Source organism: Priestia sp. YIM B13551, from assembly GCF_042787905.1.
Lineage (GTDB): Bacteria > Bacillota > Bacilli > Bacillales > Bacillaceae_H > Priestia.
In genome coordinates, this window is sequence record NZ_JBHZOX010000006.1 from 19,958 (window position 1) to 45,699 (window position 25,742).

The 25,742-nt window shown below is 37.9% G+C and carries 15 protein-coding genes; all 15 read right to left on the reverse strand.

From position 1 onward, the window contains the following. Positions 1 to 8: 8 nt before the first annotated feature. The 15 genes from ACFX4N_RS23655 to ACFX4N_RS23725 all read right to left on the reverse strand — a co-directional run bounded on the left by ACFX4N_RS23655 (position 9) and on the right by ACFX4N_RS23725 (position 25,738). Complete coding sequence (locus tag ACFX4N_RS23655) at positions 9 to 782, reverse strand: hypothetical protein (protein ID WP_377262665.1); 774 nt, start codon at positions 780 to 782, stop codon at positions 9 to 11. A 14-nt stretch (positions 783 to 796) separates the two neighbouring features. After that, positions 797 to 2,848 (reverse strand): hypothetical protein, encoded by a 2,052-nt coding sequence (locus ACFX4N_RS23660; protein WP_377262668.1) that lies wholly within the window; start codon positions 2,846 to 2,848, stop codon positions 797 to 799. 3 nt (positions 2,849 to 2,851) lie between these two features. Continuing rightward, the gene (locus ACFX4N_RS23665) at positions 2,852 to 4,633 is read right to left on the reverse strand and encodes a hypothetical protein (RefSeq protein WP_377262671.1); all 1,782 of its coding nucleotides are present in this window, start codon (positions 4,631 to 4,633) and stop codon (positions 2,852 to 2,854) included. Between the two features lie 13 nt (positions 4,634 to 4,646). Then, positions 4,647 to 5,867 carry a hypothetical protein gene (locus tag ACFX4N_RS23670; protein WP_377262674.1) on the reverse strand — a complete coding sequence of 407 codons (1,221 nt, stop codon included), beginning with the start codon at positions 5,865 to 5,867 and terminating at the stop codon, positions 4,647 to 4,649. 15 nt (positions 5,868 to 5,882) lie between these two features. Continuing rightward, entirely contained in the window at positions 5,883 to 6,830 is a 948-nt protein-coding gene (locus ACFX4N_RS23675; RefSeq protein ID WP_377262677.1) for a hypothetical protein, read from the reverse strand. Between the two features lie 15 nt (positions 6,831 to 6,845). Next, positions 6,846 to 7,595: a hypothetical protein gene (locus ACFX4N_RS23680; RefSeq protein ID WP_377262680.1), complete on the reverse strand. Its 750-nt coding sequence runs from the start codon at positions 7,593 to 7,595 to the stop codon at positions 6,846 to 6,848. A 2-nt stretch (positions 7,596 to 7,597) separates the two neighbouring features. Next, on the reverse strand, positions 7,598 to 7,981 hold the full coding sequence (locus tag ACFX4N_RS23685; protein WP_377262683.1) for a hypothetical protein: 384 nt from the start codon (positions 7,979 to 7,981) through the stop codon (positions 7,598 to 7,600). A gap of 66 nt (positions 7,982 to 8,047) precedes the next feature. Beyond that, the gene (locus tag ACFX4N_RS23690) at positions 8,048 to 8,296 is read right to left on the reverse strand and encodes a hypothetical protein (protein WP_377262686.1); all 249 of its coding nucleotides are present in this window, start codon (positions 8,294 to 8,296) and stop codon (positions 8,048 to 8,050) included. After that, on the reverse strand, positions 8,296 to 8,913 hold the full coding sequence (locus ACFX4N_RS23695; protein WP_377262689.1) for a DUF4376 domain-containing protein: 618 nt from the start codon (positions 8,911 to 8,913) through the stop codon (positions 8,296 to 8,298). Before ACFX4N_RS23695 ends, ACFX4N_RS23690 begins: the two co-directional genes overlap by 1 nt. A 16-nt stretch (positions 8,914 to 8,929) precedes the next feature. Continuing rightward, positions 8,930 to 9,481 (reverse strand): DUF4376 domain-containing protein, encoded by a 552-nt coding sequence (locus tag ACFX4N_RS23700; protein ID WP_377262692.1) that lies wholly within the window; start codon positions 9,479 to 9,481, stop codon positions 8,930 to 8,932. Next, the gene (locus ACFX4N_RS23705) at positions 9,459 to 9,944 is read right to left on the reverse strand and encodes a hypothetical protein (RefSeq protein WP_377262695.1); all 486 of its coding nucleotides are present in this window, start codon (positions 9,942 to 9,944) and stop codon (positions 9,459 to 9,461) included. The genes ACFX4N_RS23700 and ACFX4N_RS23705 overlap by 23 nt, the downstream gene beginning before the upstream one ends. A gap of 20 nt (positions 9,945 to 9,964) precedes the next feature. Further along, positions 9,965 to 12,601, reverse strand: coding sequence for a hypothetical protein (locus ACFX4N_RS23710; protein ID WP_377262698.1), 2,637 nt, complete (start codon positions 12,599 to 12,601; stop codon positions 9,965 to 9,967). A gap of 67 nt (positions 12,602 to 12,668) precedes the next feature. Next, positions 12,669 to 19,604 (reverse strand): galactose-binding domain-containing protein, encoded by a 6,936-nt coding sequence (locus ACFX4N_RS23715; protein ID WP_377262701.1) that lies wholly within the window; start codon positions 19,602 to 19,604, stop codon positions 12,669 to 12,671. A gap of 103 nt (positions 19,605 to 19,707) precedes the next feature. Further along, positions 19,708 to 22,134, reverse strand: a complete 2,427-nt coding sequence (locus ACFX4N_RS23720) for a hypothetical protein (protein WP_377262703.1) — start codon at positions 22,132 to 22,134, stop codon at positions 19,708 to 19,710. Positions 22,135 to 22,219: 85 nt separating this feature from the next. After that, positions 22,220 to 25,738 carry a hypothetical protein gene (locus ACFX4N_RS23725; RefSeq protein ID WP_377262706.1) on the reverse strand — a complete coding sequence of 1,173 codons (3,519 nt, stop codon included), beginning with the start codon at positions 25,736 to 25,738 and terminating at the stop codon, positions 22,220 to 22,222. Positions 25,739 to 25,742: the final 4 nt, after the last annotated feature.

Genomic DNA, 25,742 nt, shown 5'->3' on the forward strand with positions numbered 1-25,742 from the left:
CTCACTCCTTATCGTATTGAATTGATTTTTTCTTCTAGTTCATCTACAGCGGGTTTAATCACTGAATGAAAAGAAGATACCTGAGTTGACGCTTCTTGGAAGTAATAGATTTCTAAATCCTTTATTTCAACAGAAGTCGCTTTTAAGGTATTTGGATTCTGATGCACATTGATGTTTAACGAAACTGCTTCTGCATATTGGAAGCGGAGTACATAATCTAATGTGATAAAATTGGTGCTTGCTTGAAGCGGAACCTTTCTTGTGTCGCCATTTGTATCTGGTCCCATACGCATGTTGTTTGAACCGAATGTGAAATCAGTTGCTCCAGCAGTACTTCTTGCTTTTAAGCGGATGTAAATTTTGTCGCCAGGTTCTACATAAAGAGTGGTATACATGCCAACAGGATCTTTCAATCCGTTTGAAGTAAGCTTCTGTGCGTCCCCTGCAGTTGTCATCGTACATCCATTCATTGCACTCCAGCTAGTTAGCTTAGGAACAGGAACGGTACGTGTATGATCAATTTTTTGAAGCGTGGAAGCCGTAAATAAATTCGACTTCCCTACTTCTTCATCACCAGTCATGATAGAAACAAAATTATCATACAGTTCTTTTTCATGACCTTTCTTATCAATGAATTCACTACCTGTTGTGACTTGTCCTAATAGTAAAAGATCATGAGCGGATTCAAGAACAAAGTTTGTATATTGGGAAAGCTCAGTTACACCACGGTAACGAGCATTGGCTTTATGAAAGGAAGGTTTATATTTCTTTTCAATAATCATGCAGCTGTGCCTCCCTAGCTAAATTGTAATGTGTAGCGGCGCAATACCGGCGTTGTATATTGCCCTACCGAAAATTGTTTTAAAGTAATTTTTAATTGAATGTTTCGATGTTCGATTTCATCTACATAGTCATAATACAAATCATAGGTCACGCCTGGGAGCGAATGATTAACCACAATATAGACTTTTCCATCTTTCTCGTAAAGCGCATACTTGCTCCAATCATTATTCTTCGTATTATAGCGAAGGTCAAAGACAGATACCTTCTCCATAAACTGACTAGATGCATAGCAATGTGTACTTACAGTGATTGGGTCGAAGCCTAAATCAATGGTTACTTCTCGGTTTAAGCTCTGTACATAAACAAGTACAGTGATGTCATTCCATCCTTGCTTAAATCGATAGTTCACATTTGTTTGAGAAGAAGGAATACCTTCATATAGCTTCTCACCATTTAAGAAAATAGCGATAGGATCTGTAGAAGATGGGATGGTTGCTAATACCTGCTCTTTTCCTTCATAGTAAATACCCATTCCATAATATAGTTGAGTATGTTCAGTGAAGTTTTTCCCTTGTAGCAGTACACCACGGTTTCCTTCTTGGATAGGAACAACAGATTTTGTAATATCATTAGATGGCTGCTTCCAGTCATCCATAGTTGGAATATGTGTGGAGCCGAAGTCTTCTACTACAGATTGAACACTCCATGCATCTTTACCGATGTATAAGCGTTCTGTACGGGGAACAATTTTACGGTTTTCAATAGAACCTAGTGAGTAAAAAGAAATACCATTGGCTTGTAATTCAATGATTTCTGCTTCTTGGCCACTTGTTTCCGCTGGAATACCTAAGCTAGTTGGGCTTCCTTGAATCACGTACTTAAAGTCAATAAGACTAGGAGCTTGTGCGTTGTCACGTCCTACTGGTGAAATAGGTTTCCAGCTTTCGCTTTCCTCCGCTCGTATCGCATATTCAATGTTTGTACCATCAGGAATTTCTTCCTCTGTTACTAACGATACTTTACCAATAGAGAAGTTTTCATCTGTATTAGGGGTAAGCATTGTAGTAATGATTTCACCATTTGCAGGATAACTTAGTTGGAAGAACTGGATCTTCTTCACTCCAAAAAGATACTGATAAGAATATCCTTGTGGGTGAACAGCTTCTTTATCAGACTCCTGCTTACGAATCCAAATACGCATACTCTTCATTTCAGTTGTAGGGAAATAAAATGAAACGTTATTAGTGGTCATTTTTCCTTCTGGATAATAAGGTAGGTGGTAATAGTTCACTTGATCTAATGTGAATTCTACATATGCTTCTACTTCCTTTAAAGTGAAAATAGATAAATCAATACGGTTTAAGGTTTGTTTCTCATTGAATACAATCTCTATATAACCATCAGCAGGGCCTTCCGTTTTAGATAACCACACTTCTTGAAAGGCTTCATTTGTATTTGTGTTAAGAGCATACTCAACCTTTCCGGAAATGAGGATTCTCTTAAACGTAGAAGCAGCATTCGTTGGCATATTGAAGGAGATAGCACATGCAGGATTAATAAGAAATGACGTATTCTCTTGCTGTTTAAGAGTGACTTGATGGTTCTTAATATCAATAGCAACATTATCTTCTGAATCGATTTTTGAGAGATCGTCGAAGGTGTCAAACACACTAGCTAGATAACCAGTCTTTCCGTAAAGGAGAATCTTCTCTTCAAGCTCCGTTTCTAACTTCTTAGCTTCATATTCCAAGCGGTTCTTTTCTACTTCGAACCAGTTGAACTTGCCGCTTAATTCATTATGAACAGCAATGGTGTTCTCGTATAAAATCATGAGGTCTTTTTGAATCTTGCTTACGACTTCATTATAAAAAGCGGATTCAGCTAATTCACTATTACGAACACGCTTAAAATTATATTCGGGAGCACCTAAGTCTTGATCTCTAAGTAATTTGTTTAAGCGGGTAGCAAACTCTTTGGATGTAGGAAGATTCCCTTTCTGTAGCTCTTCTTGAAGGATTTGATTAACCGCTACGCTAAAACGTTTTTGACGAATGTTAATGGACATGTCCTACACCCCTTTCTGCTCAGTAATAATTTTTAACGCATAGTCTTCAACAAACGGTGTAGTGTTAAGAAGAGGAAGTTCGCCTTCTACACTTTTTTCTGGACGCTTCATTGTAATCTTTAAGCGTACCTGTTTAGGTGCTTCGTCTAATTTAATATTTTGCTTATATAAAGCAAATGCATTTTCGATATCTGATTCATTGTCGTTAATAGAAAGAAGCTTAGCGGGGAATGAATCATTTACTGGTTGCTGGTGCTGTGGAGAAATACGATACCATGTAACATCATCAAAGCTAACAGCATACTGAACCCAATTGTTGGATTCACCTACTTTATCTTTATAGATAGCGGGTACCTTTTCATTTACATACAACATTAGTTTTTGAATACCATCTTCTACAGAAAAAGGTTTACTGATGTATTCACTAGCTGTATCGAATTCAAAGCTCATTAACTGAATATCACGAATGCCAATTGCGTATCGCCAGCCTTCAGCCACTTCTAATACCTTCTTAATTTCATAATCCGTATCAACAGAGTGAATTCCGTACTTTTCATCAACGATATTACTAGGTACTTCTTGTTGAGGAATTAGAGTCCATGTATTAGAATCTGTTTTTCTTCTGTAGTAAGTATCTTTGCCTAGCAGTTCTTTATAAGAGTTAGGCTGCTCTAAAACGAATTCAGCGTATTTAGCTTCGCGAGATGGGAAACTCCATACGCCTTGGTCAGTGAATTTTGTATCCGAAAAATCTTCACTTCCATCGAATAGATCCTCGGCACGGTAACTTTGAGGTGTACCGTTTACTTGCTGCCCTAACACGTATTCATCATCTTGGAACAATCCTTTATAGTTGATGCCATCAGCGGAAGTTCGGATAGAATAAACGTTAACTGTTCCTGGGCTACCTGCAGCATGATAAGGATTTAAGTTAATCCAGTTAATTGTTTCTGCTTTAGGAAGTTGCACAACAACTTTTACACGTAATAAATCATTATGTTCTTTCCCTTTTGCCCATTGAACATCATAGCGGAAAGCTTGGGATTTAACGAGTTCCGGTACATTTACCATTTCATATTCATACACTGTATCTACATTTCCGTCGATTAGAGAAGGTTCTGCATCATTTGTAATTTGAGTAGAAATGAATTCATAGTTTTCATAATCGGTTTCTGCTGAAATTTTTCGAGCTAAGTAGTACGTTCCCGGCATTCCGTTTCCTTGAACAGAACGAACCTTACTTTCAAGACTTCGATTTGTCGCACCAGTACGACGCAGGGTTAACACACCTTCTTGTGTATGGACCATACAGCGGTTTTCAATATCCGTTAAATCAACATCTACATTGTCATAGTTTGTAAAGGATTCTTTTAAGTAGACTGTATTAGGCGTTGTTTCCTCTGTTAGCATTTGAAGATCGGATACGACTCCATTAATGCTACGAACCATTGTCATGATGCGCTCTTTTTCAGATTGAGAATAGTTGAAGTACTCCACTAAGTAAGTAGCAATCGTGTTAAGTTCAGAAAAAAGAATACTTAAATCCTTCTCCATTTCCTTATTGTTCTCATAATAATCTTCTAAAAAAGGAAGCTCACCATATACAACTTGTCGTGCCTGGAACAATGGCTTACCTATAACCGATTGGTAACGGTAAAAGATTTCATCTGCTAATTGAGATACTTCTTCTTTCGTAGCAGCATCACCTAAACGTAGTTGAGCTTGCTCTAGTAAGTATGCTTTTTGTTGGTCTAAAATTTTTGACTCAATAACAGGAGCATTCATGTTTGCACCTCCCTTATTTCATAACTTTAAATTTTAATTGATAGCTGTTAACTAGTGGAGTAACCACTAATTCATCACCTGTGTTTTTACGAACAATGATTTTCAAACGGAAGTCTGTTACTAGATAGTCATATTGAACAACCACTGCAGCGTTTCCGTGGTTACTTGCTTCATTGTAATATAGATTAGCGCGGTTAAAGCTTTCCGTAAAAACAAGCTTGTTCTTCTCTTGCTTATATTCCATTACTTTATAAGCAGATTCAGGAACGATACTATATTTGTTCAAAGGAATATCTTTATTGTTTTTATAATCCGTACAGTTCTTTGTTACGTAGTCAGCTTGGCTTGTATATGACATAGGATAAAACTCTTTTTGAGTTGCTCCATTTCCAGAAGCAATTGTTCCATCTACTAGGAACACGTCTAGAGGTCTGTAGTCACCTGTATTAGCATCGTAATTAGAAGTTTGATTAATGGCTGCATAATCAACAAAAGGATACTTGGATAACTTAAAGGAGTTATTAGAATCCGTTCCATTTGGGAAACGTTCAGTTTGTCGTACACGCTTAGAGAAGCGGTCTCCTACTTGAACAGTCCAAGGGTTTAACAAGTCTGCATCAGGTACATAATCAATTGTATAAATAGCACTTTGATCACGGGTAACCGCTAACTGAATAGAAGCACCACGTTCTGTAAAATACCAATCGTCATTATCAATTAAGATGTTGTTCTTGTACACCTTTGTATTATCAACGTCATTAATATCTGCTAGAAAACGAAGCTTCGCACTAGATCCTTTGAAGAAAAGTTTTTCGCACTTAATAGTTGTTGTTTCTTCTGGAAGAATGGATATCCAATCATTCGGTGAAGGATTCTCTTCTAGGGAAATGTAGTATTCAATTGAAGTTACACGGTCTGTAGCCATACCATCGAGTTCATTAAACAATGGATGGTCCTCAGATGATGATAAAGACACCTCAACAATATTCCCTTCTACCTCAATTGGTTTAGTAACAAATACGCCGGACTGATTATATAAAGAATGAGTAAGGCCGATATTCTTAATCCCGTATTGATAAACGTATTGTGTAGAGCTGTTTGTTTTGCTAGTTGCAGTAGAACCGCTTGTTACCGATGGTAAAGGCCCTGGAGTTGTACTACTAGTTTGAGTTTGAGTAAGTTGAGCGGTTGTAGTCTTTGGTTTACTCGCTCTTGTGAAAGTATCTGTACTCACCTAAAATCCTCCTTTCTATCTCTGTTGGCTATCTAATATTTCTTTTGCTTCATTAAAGTCACTACGATATGCATTCATAGGATCAATTGAAATATCTGAATATGTTTTATTCACGGTCTGGTAACTATCTAAAATGGTTTGGTGTAACTCGATAGCGGATTTAGTCGCAAACAATTGGTCGATATAATCACCTACAGATGCTTCATAAATAGAGCGGCTTTGTTCAGAAGCTTGTTCCCATAATTCTGCTTTGCTTACATCGTCTTCTGATGTTGAAGAATCAAGTAGGGTATATGATTCTTGTTTCAAAATAAGGTAGAAAGTCTTTGCGAAAACAGGAGAGAAATGAAGATAGATAGAGCTGTTTGTTTGAATCACTTTAGAAAGAGGGATTTCATACGTAGCTGTATTCGTGCTTTCATCTGCTCGATACATTAGAGAAACTATTTCAATTGGATATTCGGTGAAGAAATCAATGTTTAAATGATTTACTTGCTTAGGTTTATCTAATGTAATGCTCAGTCTAGCCATTACGCCTTTTCCGCTTACTCTTTCCTCTGCATCTACAACATCTGTTTCTAAAGGAGAGAAGAAATTATAAAACTCATTCAGTTCTTTTAAGGCGATCTCAGTAAGGTCAATGGTTGTAATCGAGCTGCCATTATAATCAGATTCAAAGTCATATCCATATGACACAATCTTTTTGCCTGTAAAGTCCCATGTGTATGGGTAATACTCAATCTTATAAAGCAAATGATTTAAGAAGTCCGTTAATCGTGGTCCTGCTTCAACAACATCTTGATCTTTCGGTAAAGTACTTTCATCGTAGTCACTATTTGGAGCAACTACATAGATACTTACATGCTCTTCTTTATTGAATGGGTGCATAAATGTCATTTCCCATAAGCCTTCAAATTCTGATACAGAAAATGAATATTGTTGTTCAATATAAGTAATAGTCATATGTTATCCCCCTTTCTATAATTTCTTAATATCTGTATAGGCTGGCGCACTTAATCTAACTGCTTGAGCCCAGTATGTGTTCAAAGATTCATCAATTGCATTCTTAACAAGATGGTTACTGTCTTTGATAACGTTTAGTTCTGAATACTCTACGCTAATTTTTGCAGTTGATTTTCCATTTGAATCCTGTAAGGCATTTTCTACTACACGAATTGGTAACGATAAATAATGCTGTTGGTAGCTTCGATTCAGTTCTGCACTTTGTAGAGGTTTGTTATCGCGGTCTAAGAATAAATGAGCATACTTGTCACGATCTGTTTCCATGTAGAGGTTTTTATCTTTTTCATCAAAACCGTATGTCTTAACAATTAAGCCGTCTTCACCTTTTGCTTTTAGATTTAGCTCTTCGACTCTTGTAGTAAGTGCATCTACTTCTCGTTTGATATCATCTAAGGTTCCTCGTAAGATTCGGTCATAGTTAGCCATTACTTTTTCTACAACAAGATGGGAATTGTATAATCGCTTCAAATCAAGAGCTACACTTGAATGCATGTTATTGAAATGCTCTGCATCTACCTTTTCATCTGTCGGCTCTAGTACTGTAACCTTTTCGGTTTGATTTGCAAGCTGTTGAAGTAATGCTTCGAATTCTTCTTTTGTAATGGCCTTTACATCGAGTAGATCCATATTACTTTGAATCAATTGCTCTACTTGCTGTCGGTCATAATCCGGAAGAACAGATAAATAATTTTGTAAATATTCCATATCTACACCTCCTTCTTTTGAATATAAACCCAAGGGTTAGCTTGGCTACCATTTTTACTTCGAATACGAATAGCGGGACAAGCTCCATCAATGGTTGCTTGCTGAAAGTACATCCAGTCTCCATTCTGGTTTCTTATTCGTACAGGTACTTTACTAACTTGAATGGATAGAAGACTTGATACTCGTTCAATCATTTCTCCATATTGCATTTCACTATAACGAAAACGTCCATATTGGTTAATTCGCGCTTCTATTGGTAGAACAGGAGCAGCGGCTTTTACTTGAAATACTGTCGGTTTTGGAGTTTCCTGCTTGGTTGTTTCTTGAATATAAATCCAGGGAGAAGCTTCGCCATTCTTAATAGAACGAATACGTACCTGTTTCATACAGAAAAACACCTCCAAAATAAAATAAGAGGGAGCTCTTTGCTCCCCCATGAACGTAACCATTCATTAAAAGTCAGTCAACACTTCATCTTCTAATTTTTCAACAGGCACTTCAGGTGCTGCCGGTGGAGCAGGATGTTGTGTAGCTTGCTGTGAATCTTGTTGTGCTTTCTGTGCTAATTGTATGTTAATTTGTTTGAACAACGTTTTATAACGAAGATTTTCACTAGTTAACTTAGCAATCAGTTGCTCATATTCTTGCATTAAAATATTAATGTCGATTTGTTGGTTTAGTAAATTCTCTTGTTGAGCCATTATTTTTTACCTCTATTGAAGATTTGGAACAACGTTTTGTTAGAACTTTGTTGAGTTACTGGAGTTGTTTCTTCAGTAGGAGGTTGCTCTTGTGGCGTTTCTGGAGCAGTTGGTGGAGTTACTTCATCAGCATCCCATGTAATAGCTACGATTTCGTCATGTTGTGTAGCAGCCGCTACGCGTTGCTTTAAGGTGTTGTATTTAAATAATTGTGTTTTCTTAAAACCAAAAGCTTCTTTATAAACTTCTAGCCACTCTTCTTTCGTGTGAACAATGTAGCCTGCATCTTCTGTTTTCCAAGGAACAGCCGTAATTGTTGGGTCTGCATTTAGTTCGTCTTTTTGACCAATCATGTTGACTTGATCATCACGATTCGTTCTGTAGAAATGACCATTAGATGCAGTGAAGCCTTCTAGAATTGTTGCTTCACAAGTTTCGGCAAGCAGTTGCTCTTTTAATGATTTGTGATATGTAAGGATATAGTCCTCATCAATATCAGAGTAAACTAAATCTTCTCTGTTAGCTAAAATAGCAATTAGAGAGTTCTTCTCCTGTAGACTAAAAGTGTGATAGCCTTGTTCTACTAGTTTTTCTTCTAGTGGTGTATTGATATTCATTGTTGTTTTCCCTTCTTTACGTCCATTTAATTGTTGAAAGTGCTACGTGATCTGTAGCCGCCATAACTTGTTTTTTAAGATTGTCGTATTTGAATAACTGAGCTTGCTTATGACTGAAAGCTTCATTGTAGATTTGCAGCCATTCATCCCTTGTGTGAACAATATAACCAACGTCTTCTGTTTTCCAAGGGACAGTAGTTAGTGATTCATTAGCTACAAGTAAATCCTTTTGACCAATGAAGTTAATTTGATCGTCCCTGTTTGTTCGATAAAAATGCCCGTTACTTGCTGTAAATCCCTCAAGGATTTTTTCTTCACAAGTAGTCTTAAAGAAATCGTTTTTTAGAATTTTACAATACTCTAAAATATCTTCATCGCTTAGTTCAGACAGTTCCTCATCTTTTGAATCAGCAGTTAGTTGCTTAATTAAATCGACTTGATAGCTAGCTAGAGCGGGATACCCCTGATTAATAACAACCATGTTAACAAATTCAGCAGTTAGTTCTCCTCTAAGCTCTGCTTTTCTTTTATCAGTAATAACCTTGTTATTCGGCTGAATCTGAATCATTGTTTCTCACAACCTCTTTAATGTTGATTTGCACATCATCTAAAGTGTTTGTGTTTGGTGGCACCATAAATGACATCAGTAAAAATTTAATTGTATCTTCACCTTCATAAAAAGGAACATTGTTTCCGTCCATTTCTGTTCGGTCTATGTGAACTTCATAACCACTTGTAGATGGAAGATCCAATAAGTACACATCATAAATGACATTCACTAAATTATCTGATTCGATGTCAAATGTGAAAGCAGAGTATTCGTCGGTTTCCATTTCCTCTACCTGTATTAATTGTTCAACTTCTTTTGTTGTGCCATCTTCAAGTTCTTTGATAGTAGTTTCCTGTTTTTCTACATTATGAATGGTGAAAAACTTGCCTAAAGAAACTTCAATAGTTAAGGGCTGTGGTGTACTCACCACAAAACCCTCTATATAATAATTGTCGGCATTGATAATTTCAGTATTAATCATTCAATATTGCCTCTCTTACATTAAGTTTTCTTTCCACATGCTACAACTTGTACGTTAATGGTATTCGTTGCAGTTGTACTAGTGATATGTTTCATATAGATTCGACATCCTGTTGTTGTGGGGTTGTAAACTGATGAAGTGTAATCAAGAGATAAACTGTCTTTTGGTGTCGCAAGAATCCAAAGTGGAGCAGCTGAGAACGTGGCGCCAAATGTAACATCCACATAACCTTGTCCGCCACTCATTGTCACTGAAGTTGCAACGTTTTGAATCAGTATCGTATCTTCATGAACGCCTGAACCATCACGAACAGAAGCCATATTATAGCCCGTGGTGAATTTGTTACGAGGGAATTTTAAAATACCATCGTCTTGAAAAATCCATTCATATCTACTTGCGAAACCATTTTGTATATTTGTTAAGGCTTTTATACCGTTATCTGATGCCAGAATAATTTGCTCCATCTGATTAGCAGCATTAGCCGTGTAGGTGGTGTTTCCTTCTCCTCCGCCAATAACTGTTTCCCATCCAGCACCTATTGATAAACCATATCCATTAGCATCATTTTTGTAGTTAGATATAAATAGTCTGTCTGAGTTTACATCATCTTTTAAATAGTAATTATTAGCGGTAACTTTGTTTTTCGCACGGAAGTCTCCAGCAGTTGATATGATTTCTTGTGTAGCATTTCGATCCCATAGTCCGGTGTACTGTCTTACTTTCGTTGTGTTTGTATAGCCTAGATACAAATCGCTACCAACAGCGCTAAGCGTTACATTTCCATTAAGATGGTCCCACAAAATGGAGTTATCATTATATGCTCCATAAATGCCCCTTGTTTTTAAAGTACCGTTATTTGAAAGAGTAACATTCCCACCAACATTCAATTTTTCATTATCGGTAGCAAAGGCATTAATACCAATACCTTTTTCCCGCACCGAGAATGTTGGATTAAATGACGGGATTGTAACTGACAATGAAACATCATTAGTTCCATCCCCTTTTAAAATAAAACCAATTGAATCACGAATTACAAGAGTAATTTTTGCAGTGTAAGAATCTGCTAAACCATCATCACTAACTGTGTATGTTTCAGTAGTTCCGGAGATGGTTGAAGTACCTTTTGTCCATCCACTTGGAACAGTTGTTGTATTAGTTGAACCACTTAAAGAAGTGTTCGCTGTGATTTTCGTTGTAAAAGAAGCTGAGCCTGATATACGAGATAATCCAGTAGAAGTAACACTAGGTTTCTTATAGTAATGAAGATCGACAGATGCAGTGTCAGCAGAAGACCTAGTTACACCGTTGTAAGTTTTAGCCTTCACATAAAAGGAGACATTTTTTTTAGCAGTCAATAAACCTGCTTCTGTATGATTAACTGTAGAGGTTGTGCCAGAAGTCGAAGAAATAATGCCTGTATTTTTAATTGTTTTACTATCTAAACCTGTTTGTTTCATTACAATATCGAAACTACAATTTCGACCTAATGCATCTTGAACATTAGATGCAATCGCTAAAGAAACTGATTTAAATTCCGGGAAAAGATAATTAGTTGAATTAATAGAGTAATATGAACTAGAAGCAATTGATACACTTGGTTGTGTTGAAACAGGAGCATCTTTACCTAAATCAATTGAGACAGAAACATTTGAGGATTTTGTGCTGTATCCATTACTAGCTGTCACTGTAAACTCTAATACACCTTTGTAGGGGTTTGTATCTGAATGAGTGGTTGAGCCTAAAGCAGCGGTTTTTAACTGTGCAAGAGATAAGTTAAATCCTGATGTACCGTTATTAGCATTAACTGTAATGTTCCCTGGACTAACCGCCCCGCCTGAACCTCCTAATACAGTTTTTGACCCACTTTTATGTGTTAATGTGTAAGTAATCGTTGTGTTGAGGTTATCGGAAGAACCTCCTAAAGTCAGTGTAAATGTACGTGTATTATACGTAACGCTCGCACTCGAAGTTAAACTAGGAGATGATAAGACATTTATCTTTAGAACATTGGAGTATATCCAATCTGAATACATAACGTCAGAGCCAACAGTATTTTTAGCACGCGCACGATAACGAATAGAATCCGTTCCACTACCTGGAGCATGAGTTGTGCTTGAACTTGTTAATGAATTATTGATATCAATATAGTCTCCACCTTCTATTGACCGCTCTAATTCATAGTTAAGTGTTCCATTATAGCCAGTTGCATTGGGCCAAGATAAAGTAAGGGAACTGCTTCCTAAGTTTTCTCTGTATGTGTAACCAAGTGTGGTACTTCCATCTTTAACTGTTATACTACCGCTCAATGATGGAGCAGTAGCATAAATAGATACAGAAGTTGTTCCCGATTTACCTGATACATCCCCCGTTGAACCACTTAGTTCAGAGGTTGCTGAGAATGTATAAGATATAGAACTTGTAGATGATGATAATCCTGTTACAGTGATTGATTTTGTACTTGATTTTGTTCCAGCACCTTTTGGGAATGTACCAAGAGTATCAAATGAAACTGTCACGCTTCCCATCTTTATTTTTGGGTAAACATGACCATTGTAATAACTGTAGGTTTGGTCACTTAATGACGCTTTGACCGTAACACTAAAGGTTGCTGATGTAGCTGTACGAGCTGTTTCTGAAGCCGTGACAGTATAAAGCATCGCCGGGCTTGAACCCGACGACAAATTACTAAACAATGTTGCCATAATTTCTTCCTCTCTCTATCTATTAAATGAATACATAGTCGATACCTTTGTTTCCGCTGTCTGTAGATTTTCTCATTACTAAGACACCAGGAATTTCAATATCGTCTCGAACACTCATTGTTCCTTCAATATGCACTCTTGTATCACCATTTGTATTTTGGAATACAAAGTCATCGCTACCAGATGAAGTAGTTGAAGTGAAGTCTAAGCTTTCGCTTCCTTGGATAGAATAGTCTTTCATCTGAATGAGGTTGTTAGCATAGTCAATTTGGAAAGTAGAATCTCCAAAAGAAAGTTTTTCATTATCGATATCAACTGTTAAGAAGTTTCCGAACGTTGTAATGGTATCAATCATTACTTGTTTTTCTGATAGGACAACTTTTTCAATTAATGAATCATCTGTAATCGTAATAGAAGCATCACCGACTACATCTGGACTATCTTCAATAATAATGTTTCCTACTTGAACAACACCTGAGAAGGTACCTGTGAAAGTACCTTGAGTAGCGTAGAGACTACCATCTGAATACACTTTAAATGGCGCATCCTCCATACTACTACCAGCCCAGAAACGAATATCTCTTCCTAAACCGTTTGTTCCACTTTGAACTCCACCAGTAGAAACAAATTGATCTAAAGTTGAATCGTAATAACCTAACTCGATATCACCACGGAATGTTGCAGAGTTAAACTCGGCAGAACCGTTAGCATCAATCTTCCAACCGTATTTACCCGGTTCATAGCCCGCTGATTTTGAAGTACCGACTGTAGAAAGATTGCCGTTTGAGTCAATGGAGAAAGATACTTCACCATCACTATTGAATACTTCTACATCCATAAAGTCTGCATTCTTCGCTTGGATTGTTCCTGTTTTAATATAGTTACCATTGATAAGGGTTTTGCCTGTTTCATCATCTCTTGTAAAGAGATTTGCAATGAAGTCGTTTCCTTCTTCTATTGCTCTATAGTAACCGCTAGTATCCATGTAAAGCGGATTAGCAGGATCATAGTCCGGCTGATCAAAGTTGGTGATCATATTACCAGTATCGTCATATGCCCAATCAACAGCAAAGTCGCTGAATGTTACTTTACCTTTTAAGTCGATTTCTTCACTAATGAATTTAATCGCTTCTGGTGTAACAGCTATTGATGAAGCAATATCCCTTGCTTTGATTTGACCATTAGGCGCAACTACCGCATTTAGTAGTCCGTCAACATCTTCGGGAGCGGCAGACCAACCAGTCGTTTTTTCACCCTCCTCGATTTGAACTCCCGTAAACCAGTAAGTTCCGTTACTACCTCCGCCACCTCGTCCAATTTGAACATTAACGGTTGCAGCATTTGCAGTAAACACCTTAGATAATTTCACCCATTTGTTTGTTCCAGCATCGGTAGGCGACATCACAACAGATGGATAACCAGAACCGTCATAGACTTGAAGAACAGCTTGTCCACCCGCTGATTTTACATAAGTAGAGATTGTGTATTTCTTACCTTGAATAACGCTAACGTTTTGAGTAACACCTTGGTTAGTTGATGTTGTTGTTATCTTAAGTGCTTTATCAAAACCAGGCAAGTCTGTAATATCTTCTACAAATCTTTCGGAAGGAGAGTTCCAATTTGCCCAGTTTGCGTAATCAGCGGTAGAAAATCTAGAGTTTAAAAGAAGATTTCGTCCACCAGATACATCAGATGGATTATATCCTTCTGCAAACATCGTGCTACTATTGATATAAACAACACCGTTTACTGTTACTTTACCGTTATCATCGACTAAAAGCGTTTGTGTTCCGTTTGTATCTTTCACACTTAAACGTCTTGCATCAATTGATTCAGCCTTAACAGAGTTTGCTGTTAATCTTCCACCATCTACCTCAACCCTACCGTTTACGATTTGCGTAACTTCGTAAGCTGCAACTTCTTCAGCTGTCGGCTCTCTGAAGACTAGTCGATCAAAGATAATGTTTTTGATTTTATTTGTCGTTGAACCGCTGTAGTTAGCAAGAAGATAACCGGACATTCCTGTGTAACCAGTTAAAGTATCCGTAGGTCGTTTCATAACTGCACGGATCGTATACCATTTATTCAATTCAGGACTTGGTACGATATCTGAAAGAGCAACGCTAGCTCTATAAGGACTCATGCCATTCCAGTCTAATAAGACAGATGCTCCTGTAATTGCACCACTCGTAAGCATGAAATCTAGTTCAACCGCATAGTACTTACTGTTTGGTAGGTTTGGAATAAAGAAGCCTGTAGTGATTTGAGCACCGACCTGCTGTGTATCAGAGGTAACACTAAATCGCATTGCAGAACCAGTTCTTGTTGTGACGGTTTCTTTTGTTACTGTAGAACTAGACCAAGCACCAAAGTAGTTCGGAAAAGTACCTTGCCAATCAGAGAAGGTAGGATTTTTCACGACTGACCCTTGAACCAATGCATTGTTTGCAGTGCTTTGAGCGTTTGAAACAGCACGACCTTGGTTAACAAGTACAGTTAGTCCAGAAGCTGTTTCTGGATATGTCCCACTAATTGCTGAATCAAATAACGTCTTCCAAGTTGCTCCGTCTTCTGAAACTTCTACTTTTGTTCCGTTATATGTTCTTCCATCTTGGTAATAATGCCAAATTTGAAGATAATCAATGTCTGAATAAACGGCACCTAAATCGATCTGGACATATTCATTTCTACCCGCAACTCCACTATAATAGGTATTTGTGTCAAGGTTTCCATCTGTAATGCGGGAGATATTTGTAGTGGTTCCACCTGCCATGACCGTTGGTGTTTTTCCAGAGGCGCGATTAACTATTCCACTCACAGCTTGAATCTCTATCCAATGGTTATTGGTATTAGCTGTTGAACCATTTGACCAATCACGAATATAACGTACTTTGATCGGATTATTTAGATACGATGCTTGGTTAGCAGTAGATTGTGCGTTATTAGCGGCAGTTTGTGCATTTGTGATAAGACCATCTGTATCTGATTGATTAGGCGTCCAGCCAGTAGCCTTATCCCCTTCCTCTAATTTAAGGGAGTGGAAAGTAATATTTCCGCCTGTCTGACCAGTGATTCGATAGAAGGTGAATTGATAGTAGTTACTTGTAGAGGCTGTAAAAGTGTACGTATACTTTGTCCAAGTATCGGTAAGAACGAGGTTTTGTTGACCTCCTCTTTCTGGTCCAACACTCCATGTTCCGCTTCCTTTTGCCCAAACAGACCAAGTATATTTCTTACCAATAATTACGTCTGTACTAGCCACTGTCCAATATCGTCCACCACTATTTGTTACTGTGTCAGTACGAGTAATAGTAAGAGCCTTACCAGTAGGTGCAGTAGTTTCATCAACTAGAGCTACGCTTGTTGTAGCACCTGTTCCAACATTTCCACTTACATTATAAGTTCCGTTGTAATAACCTGTTTGTTTTAAAATATTGGTTCCACCGACTTGAAGATTGTTAACTGTATCGTTAACATAACCGCTAACCTCTAAAGGAGATGGTGACCAAGACGTAGGCTTTCCACCTAGTTCTACTTGAACCTCTCGTAATACAAATCCTTGATCGGCTATGTTCGTTCCCATAAAACCAATAAGAAGATTAGCATCCGCTAAATCTGCCGTGTGAGAAAATTGGAAGTAAACTCTCCGACTGATATTATCTGATGAATCATAAACTGGAAAGCTATTCTTAACGAAGCTGTCAAGTTTCTTAATAGTAGTCGTTTGGCCTTGTCGTAAATAAATATAATCAAGATCTGTCGGGAAATTTAAAGCGCTTCGAATGAGGAAAGAAGCTGTATAAATTTTATCAGCTTGAATTGCAAACGTTGGTGTTTCTAAACCAATAGCCGCCGTTGTACCCACTGAACTATATGCTCTAATTCCCAACTGTTTACTTATACCAATCACTGAATAAGTACCGATTGATGTATCGTTCCAAGCTTTCCATCCCGTTAAACCTTTAACGAATGTTGTGTTATCAAGTAAGTTTGTTCCACCGATTTCAAGGTTGTTGATTTTATCAGAAGCAGTTGATGCTGTATCGTTAACCTTGTCGGCAATTGCTTTACGCAATTTTTCGGCTTCTGAAAAATAAGTTGTTAACTTTGTTTTAAACGCATCACGAGTTGTAGTCGAAGAGAACGTATATGTTGTAGTCATATTCAATAAAATTTCACTAGCAATTTTCGGTGTCACAGCATCCATACTATTGTATGTAGTTGTATAAGCAGTTGAGGAAATACCTAGTGCAGTAGCCTGAGTAGATAACTGGTCATATTCTGCTTTAATTGCTTCCCAATCACGACTCAATTGATTCTTTTCTAAAGGAGTAACCTTTAAATCTGACATCATATCTGAGATTGAACTTTCAGTATTAAGAATCTTTCCTTCATCACTTGATAAAGCTGCACTCATTCTTTCTACTAATGTATTAAGAGGTGCTGAAATACTGTAAATACCGTCTCCACCAGATTGTTCAGCCCATAGATATTCAACTGTATTCCACCCTGCTTTTAATGACAGTGTAGCTAATACGTTTTGTGTGTAATTACTTCCTGAATAAACTGAAATCCCATTAACATAAATTCTAGCACCATCATCATGATAGAAGTTAAATGTTATATTTTTAGCAGAAGACACATAAACAGCGGTTTTAAGATGACCAACATAGTTATCTCCAAGGCCACTAACAAGGGTAGATGCATCACTAATTAAGTAACGATCATAAGGAGTTAAGTTTCTGATTGTATCATATGTTGGGCTTGTACCATTTGAGGTCGTGATATTGTAACGTTTAAATAACCATTTGTTTTCACCTAAGTCTGATTGCAACTGTGTTTTAGTGTTGTTAGCTGTTTGACTAGCTCCACTAGCAACAGTGTTAATTGTATCTGAGATTGCTTTTCGTAACTTTTCAGCCTCATTGTAATAGGTTGTAATCTTTGTTTTGAAAGCATCACGATTGGTTGTGGAAGAAAAAACGTATGTCGTAGACATAGAATTCAAGATTTCATTTTGAATTTTAGGAGCTACACCATCGAGGTTATTGTACGCGGTTATATAATCTGTAGAGGTAACTGATAATGCTGAAGCTTGAGCAGATAATTGAGTATATTCAGCTTTAATCGCTTCCCAATCGCGACTCAATTGATTCTTTTCAAGAATACTAATCTTCATATCAGAGAGCATATCATCAATATTTATTTTGACATTTGCTACACTATTTTCAATATCTTCGGGAGCTGGAGTATAGTCTGTTACAACTCGTCCGGTTTCAAGCTTTAATTTTGAAGCCCATAATGAACCGTTTCGTTGAACCCATACACGCGCATTCATTTTCACAGAATTAGCAGGTGCAGTGTAGGCTTGAAGATACAGTCGTTGCCATACATCTAATTTGGTTAAATCTGAATATCCTGTTACCGAGTTAGAGTAAGCAGCAAGCCTTGCTCCTGAAGCATCAAAGAATTGAACTTCTAAAGTGGGTCTACCTACATCAATCCCATGTCCTGTTGGGATATACACCTCTGCACTTGCTGAAACAATATCTCCTCCATTAACAGGAACAGTGGATGGATTCGCTGATCTCCAACCATCACCCGTCAAACCAGTAATAACATACTTTTGTGTGTTCACACCATTGTTTTTAAATGTATCATCACGCGTTACGCCTGCATACATATTGAAATCAGAAGTATCAGTTATCATCCCAGTATTTTTTAGTAGGTTTCGCCCACCGACTTGTAAGGTGTCAATCTTATTGTTTACTTTGTCACTAATGGCTTTTCGCAACTTTTCAGCTTCTGCATAGTACGTATTTGTTTTTGTTTTAAATGCGTCTCTTGTAGTAGATGAAGTATACGTGTACGTAGTAACCATACTCGTTAAGATTTCAGAAGCAATCTTAGGTGTTACACCATCTAAGTTATTATAGGCAGTAACATATGTTGTTGAAGAAACACCATATGAAGTAGCTTGAGCAGATAATTGAGTATATTCAGCTTTAATGGATTCCCACTCACGACTTAATGCAACCTTTTCCGAAGGAGTAATTTTTAAGTCGCTTGATAAATCATCAATACCGGCTTTACCAGCGGCTGCATTACTTACCACTACGCTTGCAGAGGTACCAGAAAGTGTTGATGTTGAATCAATTACTAAGCTAGTAGCATACATTTTTCCGTCAGTATTCGTATAAAATACTTTCGCCCAAGTACCAGAGTTATTCTTTTCAATAGCTAAACCTTGTGTTGCATTAAGAGTAGTTTTAAAAAGATTATCCCCTCTTGTAACAACTACACCATTATCCTCGCTTAACTTTACACCATTGTAGTCTTTACCTGGTTTCACGCTATTAGCAAGATATTGTGAAGTCGTAACTTGAAGCTTTGTAAGTGTTCCATAGTACTCATCCCAAGCACTTGCCCAAGAAGCTGGGTTGATTGTTGTATCTCCACCTTCCCAAGGTTTAGGGGAAAGTGATTCTAAATATGTTTTTAAGTCTGTATAAGCGGTTTCAAAGTTTGTAAAATCCGAATCGTCTGATGGTATTCCAGAGGCTAACGCTTCTGCTCTTGCCATATAGACTTGACCGCCTTTAATAGTTGAATCTATTTCAGTTAGTGTTGGTAAAGTTGAGCCTGACATTGTACTTCCTGTCATTTCAACAAGTAACAACTTAATGTTTAGCTTCTCACCTGCAGACAACTTCCCATCATCTACAGCGTTCTTAGCAAAGTCTTTTAAGTCTTGTACAGCTTGATCAAACTCCGGGTCTAACGCCGCGATAGAAAGTGTTTGTTCTATCCAGTTAAATCCGTTCCAGCTATAGAGTTTGTTAGGGTCTATGCTAGTATCTATCCATAGTGTGCCTACAACGGGATGTTCGGGAGCTGTTCCTGAAAGAATAGCATCGTTTAAATCCACAATCGTTATTTGTGCATTTCCTAAAGGCATTACTTTTTCACCTCTTTAATCGTAAACAAAACTCCACTAAAAAATTAGTGGAGTTATTCTTTGCATATATCGAAACCATTTGATTTTGAAATTACAAGTATTATTATGAGATTTCTACTTTGAACACAGCTTTTTGATAGATATCTGCATCTGTGATGGTAATAGATTTTCCTGTTTTAAATCCATTAGCTCCGCCAAATGTTAAATCTTGATTTCCATCTAAGCCGAATTTTGTCCAAGTGTACGTGTACTTGTATGCACTTGCATCTTCCGGAGCTTTTTTCGGATCGATTTCTGAACCATTTTGATAGAGTCGGCATACCAATTCAGACGAAATGTTTCCATTTTTGAAGATAACACCGTTACTACTATCTACCACAACCATGATTGGATCTGTTTGGTCATAGAATATAATCGTATCGAAATAAGATTTAGAGCTGTAAGTTGCTTTTACTTTAAAAGCAGCTAAGTTCGTTACGCCTGATGAAGCAACAGTTAGTGTAGATGCAGTTACAGAACCAGTTACACCAAATGAAGCTTGGTTTGTTGTTGTGATTTTTGTCCAACCTGCACCGCCGCCGCCATCTGCCGCTCCTGGATCTTGCACATACCATTCAAATGTAACACCAGATGTTAATACACTAGCGCCTTTATAAACATCAGCTTGGGCAGTTAATGAAGTAGATAAATCATTTTTAAATAAGTTACCTGAAGGAGCCCAAGTTGATACAAGTACTGCATCAGCACCGGTTGCACCTGTCGCACCATCTGAAACAACTGTAACTAGCTGTTCATCTAATAAAGCAGTTGTTCCACCTGCAGCATATAAGCGGGTACGGACAGCTTTGATTCCTGCTGTAGGAGTATAAGTTTTAGAAGCTTCGTTCGCACTAGACGTATATTTATCAGTAAATGTTGTACCGTCGGTTGTCTCTGCAATAATGAAGCGTCCTGCATAATCAGCGGCAGATCCTTGACCTACTTGTGATTTACCTGTAACGGTAATTGTTCCCGGTGTATAAACACCAGAAATATTTTTACTTAATGCAGGTGTTGAACTCACTAACCAGTAAGCGGTAGCAGATTGACCTTGTTTGTTTTTAGATAATGTAAATCGTTTCGTTACCGAAGTGTAACCAGATTTAGCAGCTGTCAAATCAACATAGCCATTATCTACAGTCATTGCTGTAACAGTATATGTTTTACCTGATAATGTACCTGTTACGCCACTTGCTGGAGCCGCTGTAATTGTCCAGTTAGAACTATCATCTGTAGCACCTACATAGACAGCCATTGTAGAAACAGCTCCAGTAAAGATACCATTATTACCTGCACTATCAGTTGGAATTGTATGAGCATCATTTGATAAGACCGCTGTTACGGCAGATGCACCTGTTTGTCCATCAGAAACAACTGAAATAGCTTGCTCATCGATTAGAGTAGTCGTTCCACCAGCTAGATATAATCTTGCTCGTACTGCTTTAACACCTGCAGAAGGAGTATACGTTTTTGTTGCTTCATTCGCACTAGACGTATATTTGTCAGTAAATGTTGTCCCATCTGTTGTTTCCGCAATGATGAATCGTCCTGCATAATCAGCAGGAGTCCCTGAACCAGTTTGTGATTTACCTGTAAAAGTAAGGGTTGCTGGAGTATAAGCGCCTGCAAGAGTTTTACTAAGAGCTGGAGCACTTGATACTAACCAGTAAGAAGTTGAACTAACCCCGATAACCCCTTGTTTATTTTTAACAATTGTAAAACGTTTTGTAATACTTGGTTGACCCGATTTAGCAGCAGTTAGGTCAACATAACCGTTATCAGTTGATAAAGCTGTAACCGTGTAAGTTTTACCCGATAAACTTCCTGTTACGCCTGTTCCTGCAGCAGCAGTTACAGTCCAGTTTGCACTATCATCTGTAGAGCCAATAAAAATTGACATTGTAGTGGAGGCTCCACCAAAACTTCCATTATTACCAGCACTATCAGTTGGTACTGTATGTGTATCATTAGATAGTACAGCCGTAACTGCATTTGCACCGGCAGCACCAGTAGCACCGTTGTTCGCGCGGTTAAATGTGAATTCAGTTTTTACATGTAAAGTAGCACCCGTTGCAGGATCTACCCATGCAATATCAGCAATATATGTTTTCGAATAAACAGAACCAGTCATAATATTAGAACTGATTTTTAGTGTATTACCCGTAATTGTATATGGCGCTGTTGAAGTAAGTGCTGTATCTGGCGCTGTAGCATCATACCATGTTACTGTAGCTTCATCAATTTGATCTGTATTTCCTTGAGTTGAAACGAATAAGGAAGGTACTAAAGTAGGTGATGAGGTTGTCCAGCTTGGTGTGTACTGAGTTGTAGCTGGATCATAAATTTGCGTCTTTGGTGACGTTGTAGAAATAAATGCGGATAGCGAGGGCGCATCGTTAAAGTCAACGATGGATATCTGGCCCGTAGCAATTGTCATGTCGTTACCTCCATTTGTAGTAAGTATGCTTGGGAGAAAGTCTCCTACTTTCATCTATACTCCACCCCTTTTTTTATGTTTGTTTATTTTTTTGGTGGCATAAAGAGAAACTAAGCACTACTTTGAAGGATTGCAACACTTAACTTTCAGAAATCTCACACAAGAATGTGGCTCTTTGATAGACATCATCTTTGGTGATATTTACTTGCTTCATTCCTTTATGAGCATCATTCCAGACAAGATCATCCGCACCATCTGCCCCTACTCGTTTCCAAGTAAAACGAGTCGCATCAATTTCATCTGTAATATTATCGGCTCCTCTATAGACAGTCGCTTTTAACGTAGTAGCAATGTTTCCATGTCTAAATACAATTCCATTCGTGCTGATTACTTCAACACGATAAGGAATACGATCTTCCATTTCAGAGCGTAATTCACTTGGGCTGTATCCCGGAGCAAATGATGTATCGTCACCTATTTGAATAAATTCTGCTTTGATCTTACCAGCAGTAATTTGATCAGCAGTTAACTCTCCTGTGTAAACTCCATCTTCTGTCATGTACGAACCGTCACCAGTCCACTCCGTTACGATGTTCCCTCTTTGAAGCATAGGTCTACAGAAGAATGTATCTCCATTTTGAGGATGATAAAGACGAAGACGTACTTGTGTTGTTCCTGCGGGAGCTGTTGCAGTTACAGTTGTACGTACCCATGTATCTGTTATTGTTAAAGTAACTCCAGCAGTTTTCCATGAGAGTCTTGCTGTGTCATTATAAAATTCAATTTCCACTTTCCCTTGACCCCCATCATAAGAAGCAAGGTTTTTGGAAAGAATATATACAGAAGCAGCATAGTTTTCACCTGGGCTTGCTGGCACAAACTTCGAGTAAGCACTTAGGTAGGATAAGGTTGTTTGACCTGTAGAAAACAAGTGAATACTGTTTGTTTGGTTTAATCGGACTGTTTGACTAACTTCTGCTATATTGAGTCGAGAGTCTGTCGTCCAATCAATAAGACCTTTCTTAAATGACGAATTCGCAACAAGATTTCGACTTGTCATTTGAATAGAACCGGCAGAAATACTATCAGCACTTAATTTCTTGATGTGAGCATCAGTGATACTAGCTTCAGCAATTTCCGCTTCACCAATTGCACCTTTCGCAATGACTCCGCTACCTGCAGTAATCGCATTCGCCATGATCTCATTTGCAGTTATACTCTTTGCAGCTATCTCTCTAGCGGTTATCGCATCGACTACTAGGCGATCTCCGGTAATTGTATTCGCTGTGATGTGGCGATTTTCGACAGCACCGCTCGAAATTTTCGGATTCGTAATTGCACCGTCGGTGATACCTTCTGAGTAGACCCCTTTCTCGTCATAGAGAACCGTTTGTCCATCTTCTCCACGTACTCGAAGACCATAAAGAGAGCCATCACCATCTACATCACCAATCGATACACGCTCAACAGGAGTGGCTTGATCATCGAAAACTTGTAGCTTATTCCCGGTAATTCGAAGATGACCATTCTCACCTTGAATATCTACTTGTCCAGTATCAATTGTTCCAGCTACGATTTTATTTGCAGTTAATTCAACAATTTTTGCATCGGTAATACTACCATCTGCTACTTGAACTGTTCCGATAGAACCATGCTCAATTAGGGCACCAGAGATAAATGCATTCTCAACACTAGCATTAATAGCGTCGATTACCGCTGCTTGTAAGCTATCAAACTCACCTTTTGTTGCAGACACTTCGAATGCTTCAATTAAACCAGCTTGGATATTTTCAGCTTCTAGCGCTCCGATTTGAGCGGCTTGAATTTTCGCTGAACCAGCATAAAGGTTGATTGCATCTACTACCATGCCTTTAATGTGGTTAGCAGTTAATGCACCAATTTTTGCATTATCAATTGTTGCGTCTCCAATGTAGGCATTAATCGCTTTAATTACATTTGTAGTAATTTTGTCAGCTTCTAATACACCAATCTTCGCTGAATCAATTGTAGCATTGCCGACATAAGCGTTAATTGCTTCGATAACAGAAGCTTGAATGTGACTAGCAGATAATTCACCGATAACAGCTTGGTCAATCTTTGCTCGTTCAATGCTTGCATTTGAAGCATAGATATTGATTGCATCTACTACATTAGCAGCGATATGATCCGCTGATAATTCACCAATAAAAGCTGTATCTATTTTAGCAGTTCCAATGTAAGCATTAATTGCTTCAATAATGTTCGCTTTAATGCGATCAATGTTTAATGTACCGGATTTGATTGCACTGGCATCGAGGTAGTCAATGACGCCACCATGAAGGTAATTGTTGCCGGCCACTTTGTCGTAGCCATCAGGAGGATTTTTTGCTAGAGCTGCAGGAGAACTATTGATTGCTCGAATTACGATTTCTTTAATAACGTCAGGACTGCTTCCATCTCCGTTCAAGCCATCGATTTTCGAATAGTGAATCAGACTGTTATTTTCATTAATGGCTCCCACAATGGCATTCACTACACCATCGTTGTAATCAGCATCTACTAGATCAACTGCAGCTCCGGGAATCTGTTTGTCTTGCCACGTATAAATCGTCGGGGCGAGACCTACGCCTTCTATAAAGGCTTCATTTGTCTCGCGATTAAAGACTATGACTCCTTTAGAGAACGAACGAGATATGCGCTCAGGCTCTTCTACATAAATAGGATTTGCCACTTGCCATTGTCCTAGTTCAAATCCATGAATGTATCTCTCAACCTTCTCGTTCAAGGCGTATCGACTTTTAGGAGCAAGACTATAACCGTCTAGATTATAGAGAGTAGACAGTAGTTTCCCATACAAATAGTATTCGCCATTTTCAGGGCTAATATCCGCTGTATCCTCAACAAATATTTTAATTCCTTTTTCTTTTTGTGCTTTGTTTAAATTAAGGACTTTACTTGTAATAAGGTCAGGATTATTCTTAACACCATTTACAACAAAAATATCTTGAGCTAAATAAATGTCTCCTTTTGCGACTTGAAGGTCTTGTTGGAGAGGATTATTTACATGAGGTTTGTTAAATAACATCGTTTCAATGTCACCAGTTACGATGGCTACCATGTTATTTAAGTGGATAAATTCGAGGATTGAGTTTTGAAGACTTCTTGTTAATCCATTTTCAAAACCAAAATTAGTTAGGATAACACCATTAAAGCCTTTTGATTTAAACCAATTGATATCGGCTTCAATAAAATTCGCTAAAGCTCCTGTACAATTTACAATACCATATAACTGTGTACCGCTTTTACTTACTTCTTGAACAAGAAAATCAAAAGAAGATGATTCCTCTTTCGATAACATAACATGAGGAATGTAACTAAAAGCATTAATTCGTTTTTCGATAGAATCATACGTATTGATTGAGGAGCCATTATAGTTAATAAAAAGCGGGCTACCAAAATCACTAACCGCTTGTTTATTCGCTTTATCGTTTAATAGGTTAGAAACACTATTCTCTAACTCTTGAATGCCAATCGCTTGCTCTAACCGTTCTAAGGTTTCCTGCAATTCATTGACATCTTCAGCCATGACGTAATCTCCATTAGGATCTCCATCATAGGCCGCATCTCTTTTACGTATAAAAGCGGAATAAGACAAAGGAAATTCTAATTCCTTTTCCATATAC

What these genes read in the sequence shown, in the direction of transcription:
- ACFX4N_RS23705 (WP_377262695.1), bottom strand. Translation starts at nt 9,944, where the DNA reads ATGATTAATACTGAAATTATCAATGCCGACAATTATTATATAGAGGGT.
- ACFX4N_RS23690 (WP_377262686.1), bottom strand. Translation starts at nt 8,296, where the DNA reads ATGGCTCAACAAGAGAATTTACTAAACCAACAAATCGACATTAATATT.
- ACFX4N_RS23685 (WP_377262683.1), bottom strand. Translation starts at nt 7,981, where the DNA reads ATGAAACAGGTACGTATTCGTTCTATTAAGAATGGCGAAGCTTCTCCC.
- ACFX4N_RS23675 (WP_377262677.1), bottom strand. Translation starts at nt 6,830, where the DNA reads ATGACTATTACTTATATTGAACAACAATATTCATTTTCTGTATCAGAA.
- ACFX4N_RS23665 (WP_377262671.1), bottom strand. Translation starts at nt 4,633, where the DNA reads ATGAATGCTCCTGTTATTGAGTCAAAAATTTTAGACCAACAAAAAGCA.
- ACFX4N_RS23655 (WP_377262665.1), bottom strand. Translation starts at nt 782, where the DNA reads ATGATTATTGAAAAGAAATATAAACCTTCCTTTCATAAAGCCAATGCT.
- ACFX4N_RS23680 (WP_377262680.1), bottom strand. Translation starts at nt 7,595, where the DNA reads ATGGAATATTTACAAAATTATTTATCTGTTCTTCCGGATTATGACCGA.
- ACFX4N_RS23660 (WP_377262668.1), bottom strand. Translation starts at nt 2,848, where the DNA reads ATGTCCATTAACATTCGTCAAAAACGTTTTAGCGTAGCGGTTAATCAA.
- ACFX4N_RS23695 (WP_377262689.1), bottom strand. Translation starts at nt 8,913, where the DNA reads ATGAATATCAATACACCACTAGAAGAAAAACTAGTAGAACAAGGCTAT.
- ACFX4N_RS23710 (WP_377262698.1), bottom strand. Translation starts at nt 12,601, where the DNA reads ATGCTTTATACTGTCACGGCTTCAGAAACAGCTCGTACAGCTACATCA.
- ACFX4N_RS23720 (WP_377262703.1), bottom strand. Translation starts at nt 22,134, where the DNA reads ATGAAAGTAGGAGACTTTCTCCCAAGCATACTTACTACAAATGGAGGT.
- ACFX4N_RS23700 (WP_377262692.1), bottom strand. Translation starts at nt 9,481, where the DNA reads ATGATTCAGATTCAGCCGAATAACAAGGTTATTACTGATAAAAGAAAA.
- ACFX4N_RS23725 (WP_377262706.1), bottom strand. Translation starts at nt 25,738, where the DNA reads ATGGAAAAGGAATTAGAATTTCCTTTGTCTTATTCCGCTTTTATACGT.
- ACFX4N_RS23715 (WP_377262701.1), bottom strand. Translation starts at nt 19,604, where the DNA reads ATGCCTTTAGGAAATGCACAAATAACGATTGTGGATTTAAACGATGCT.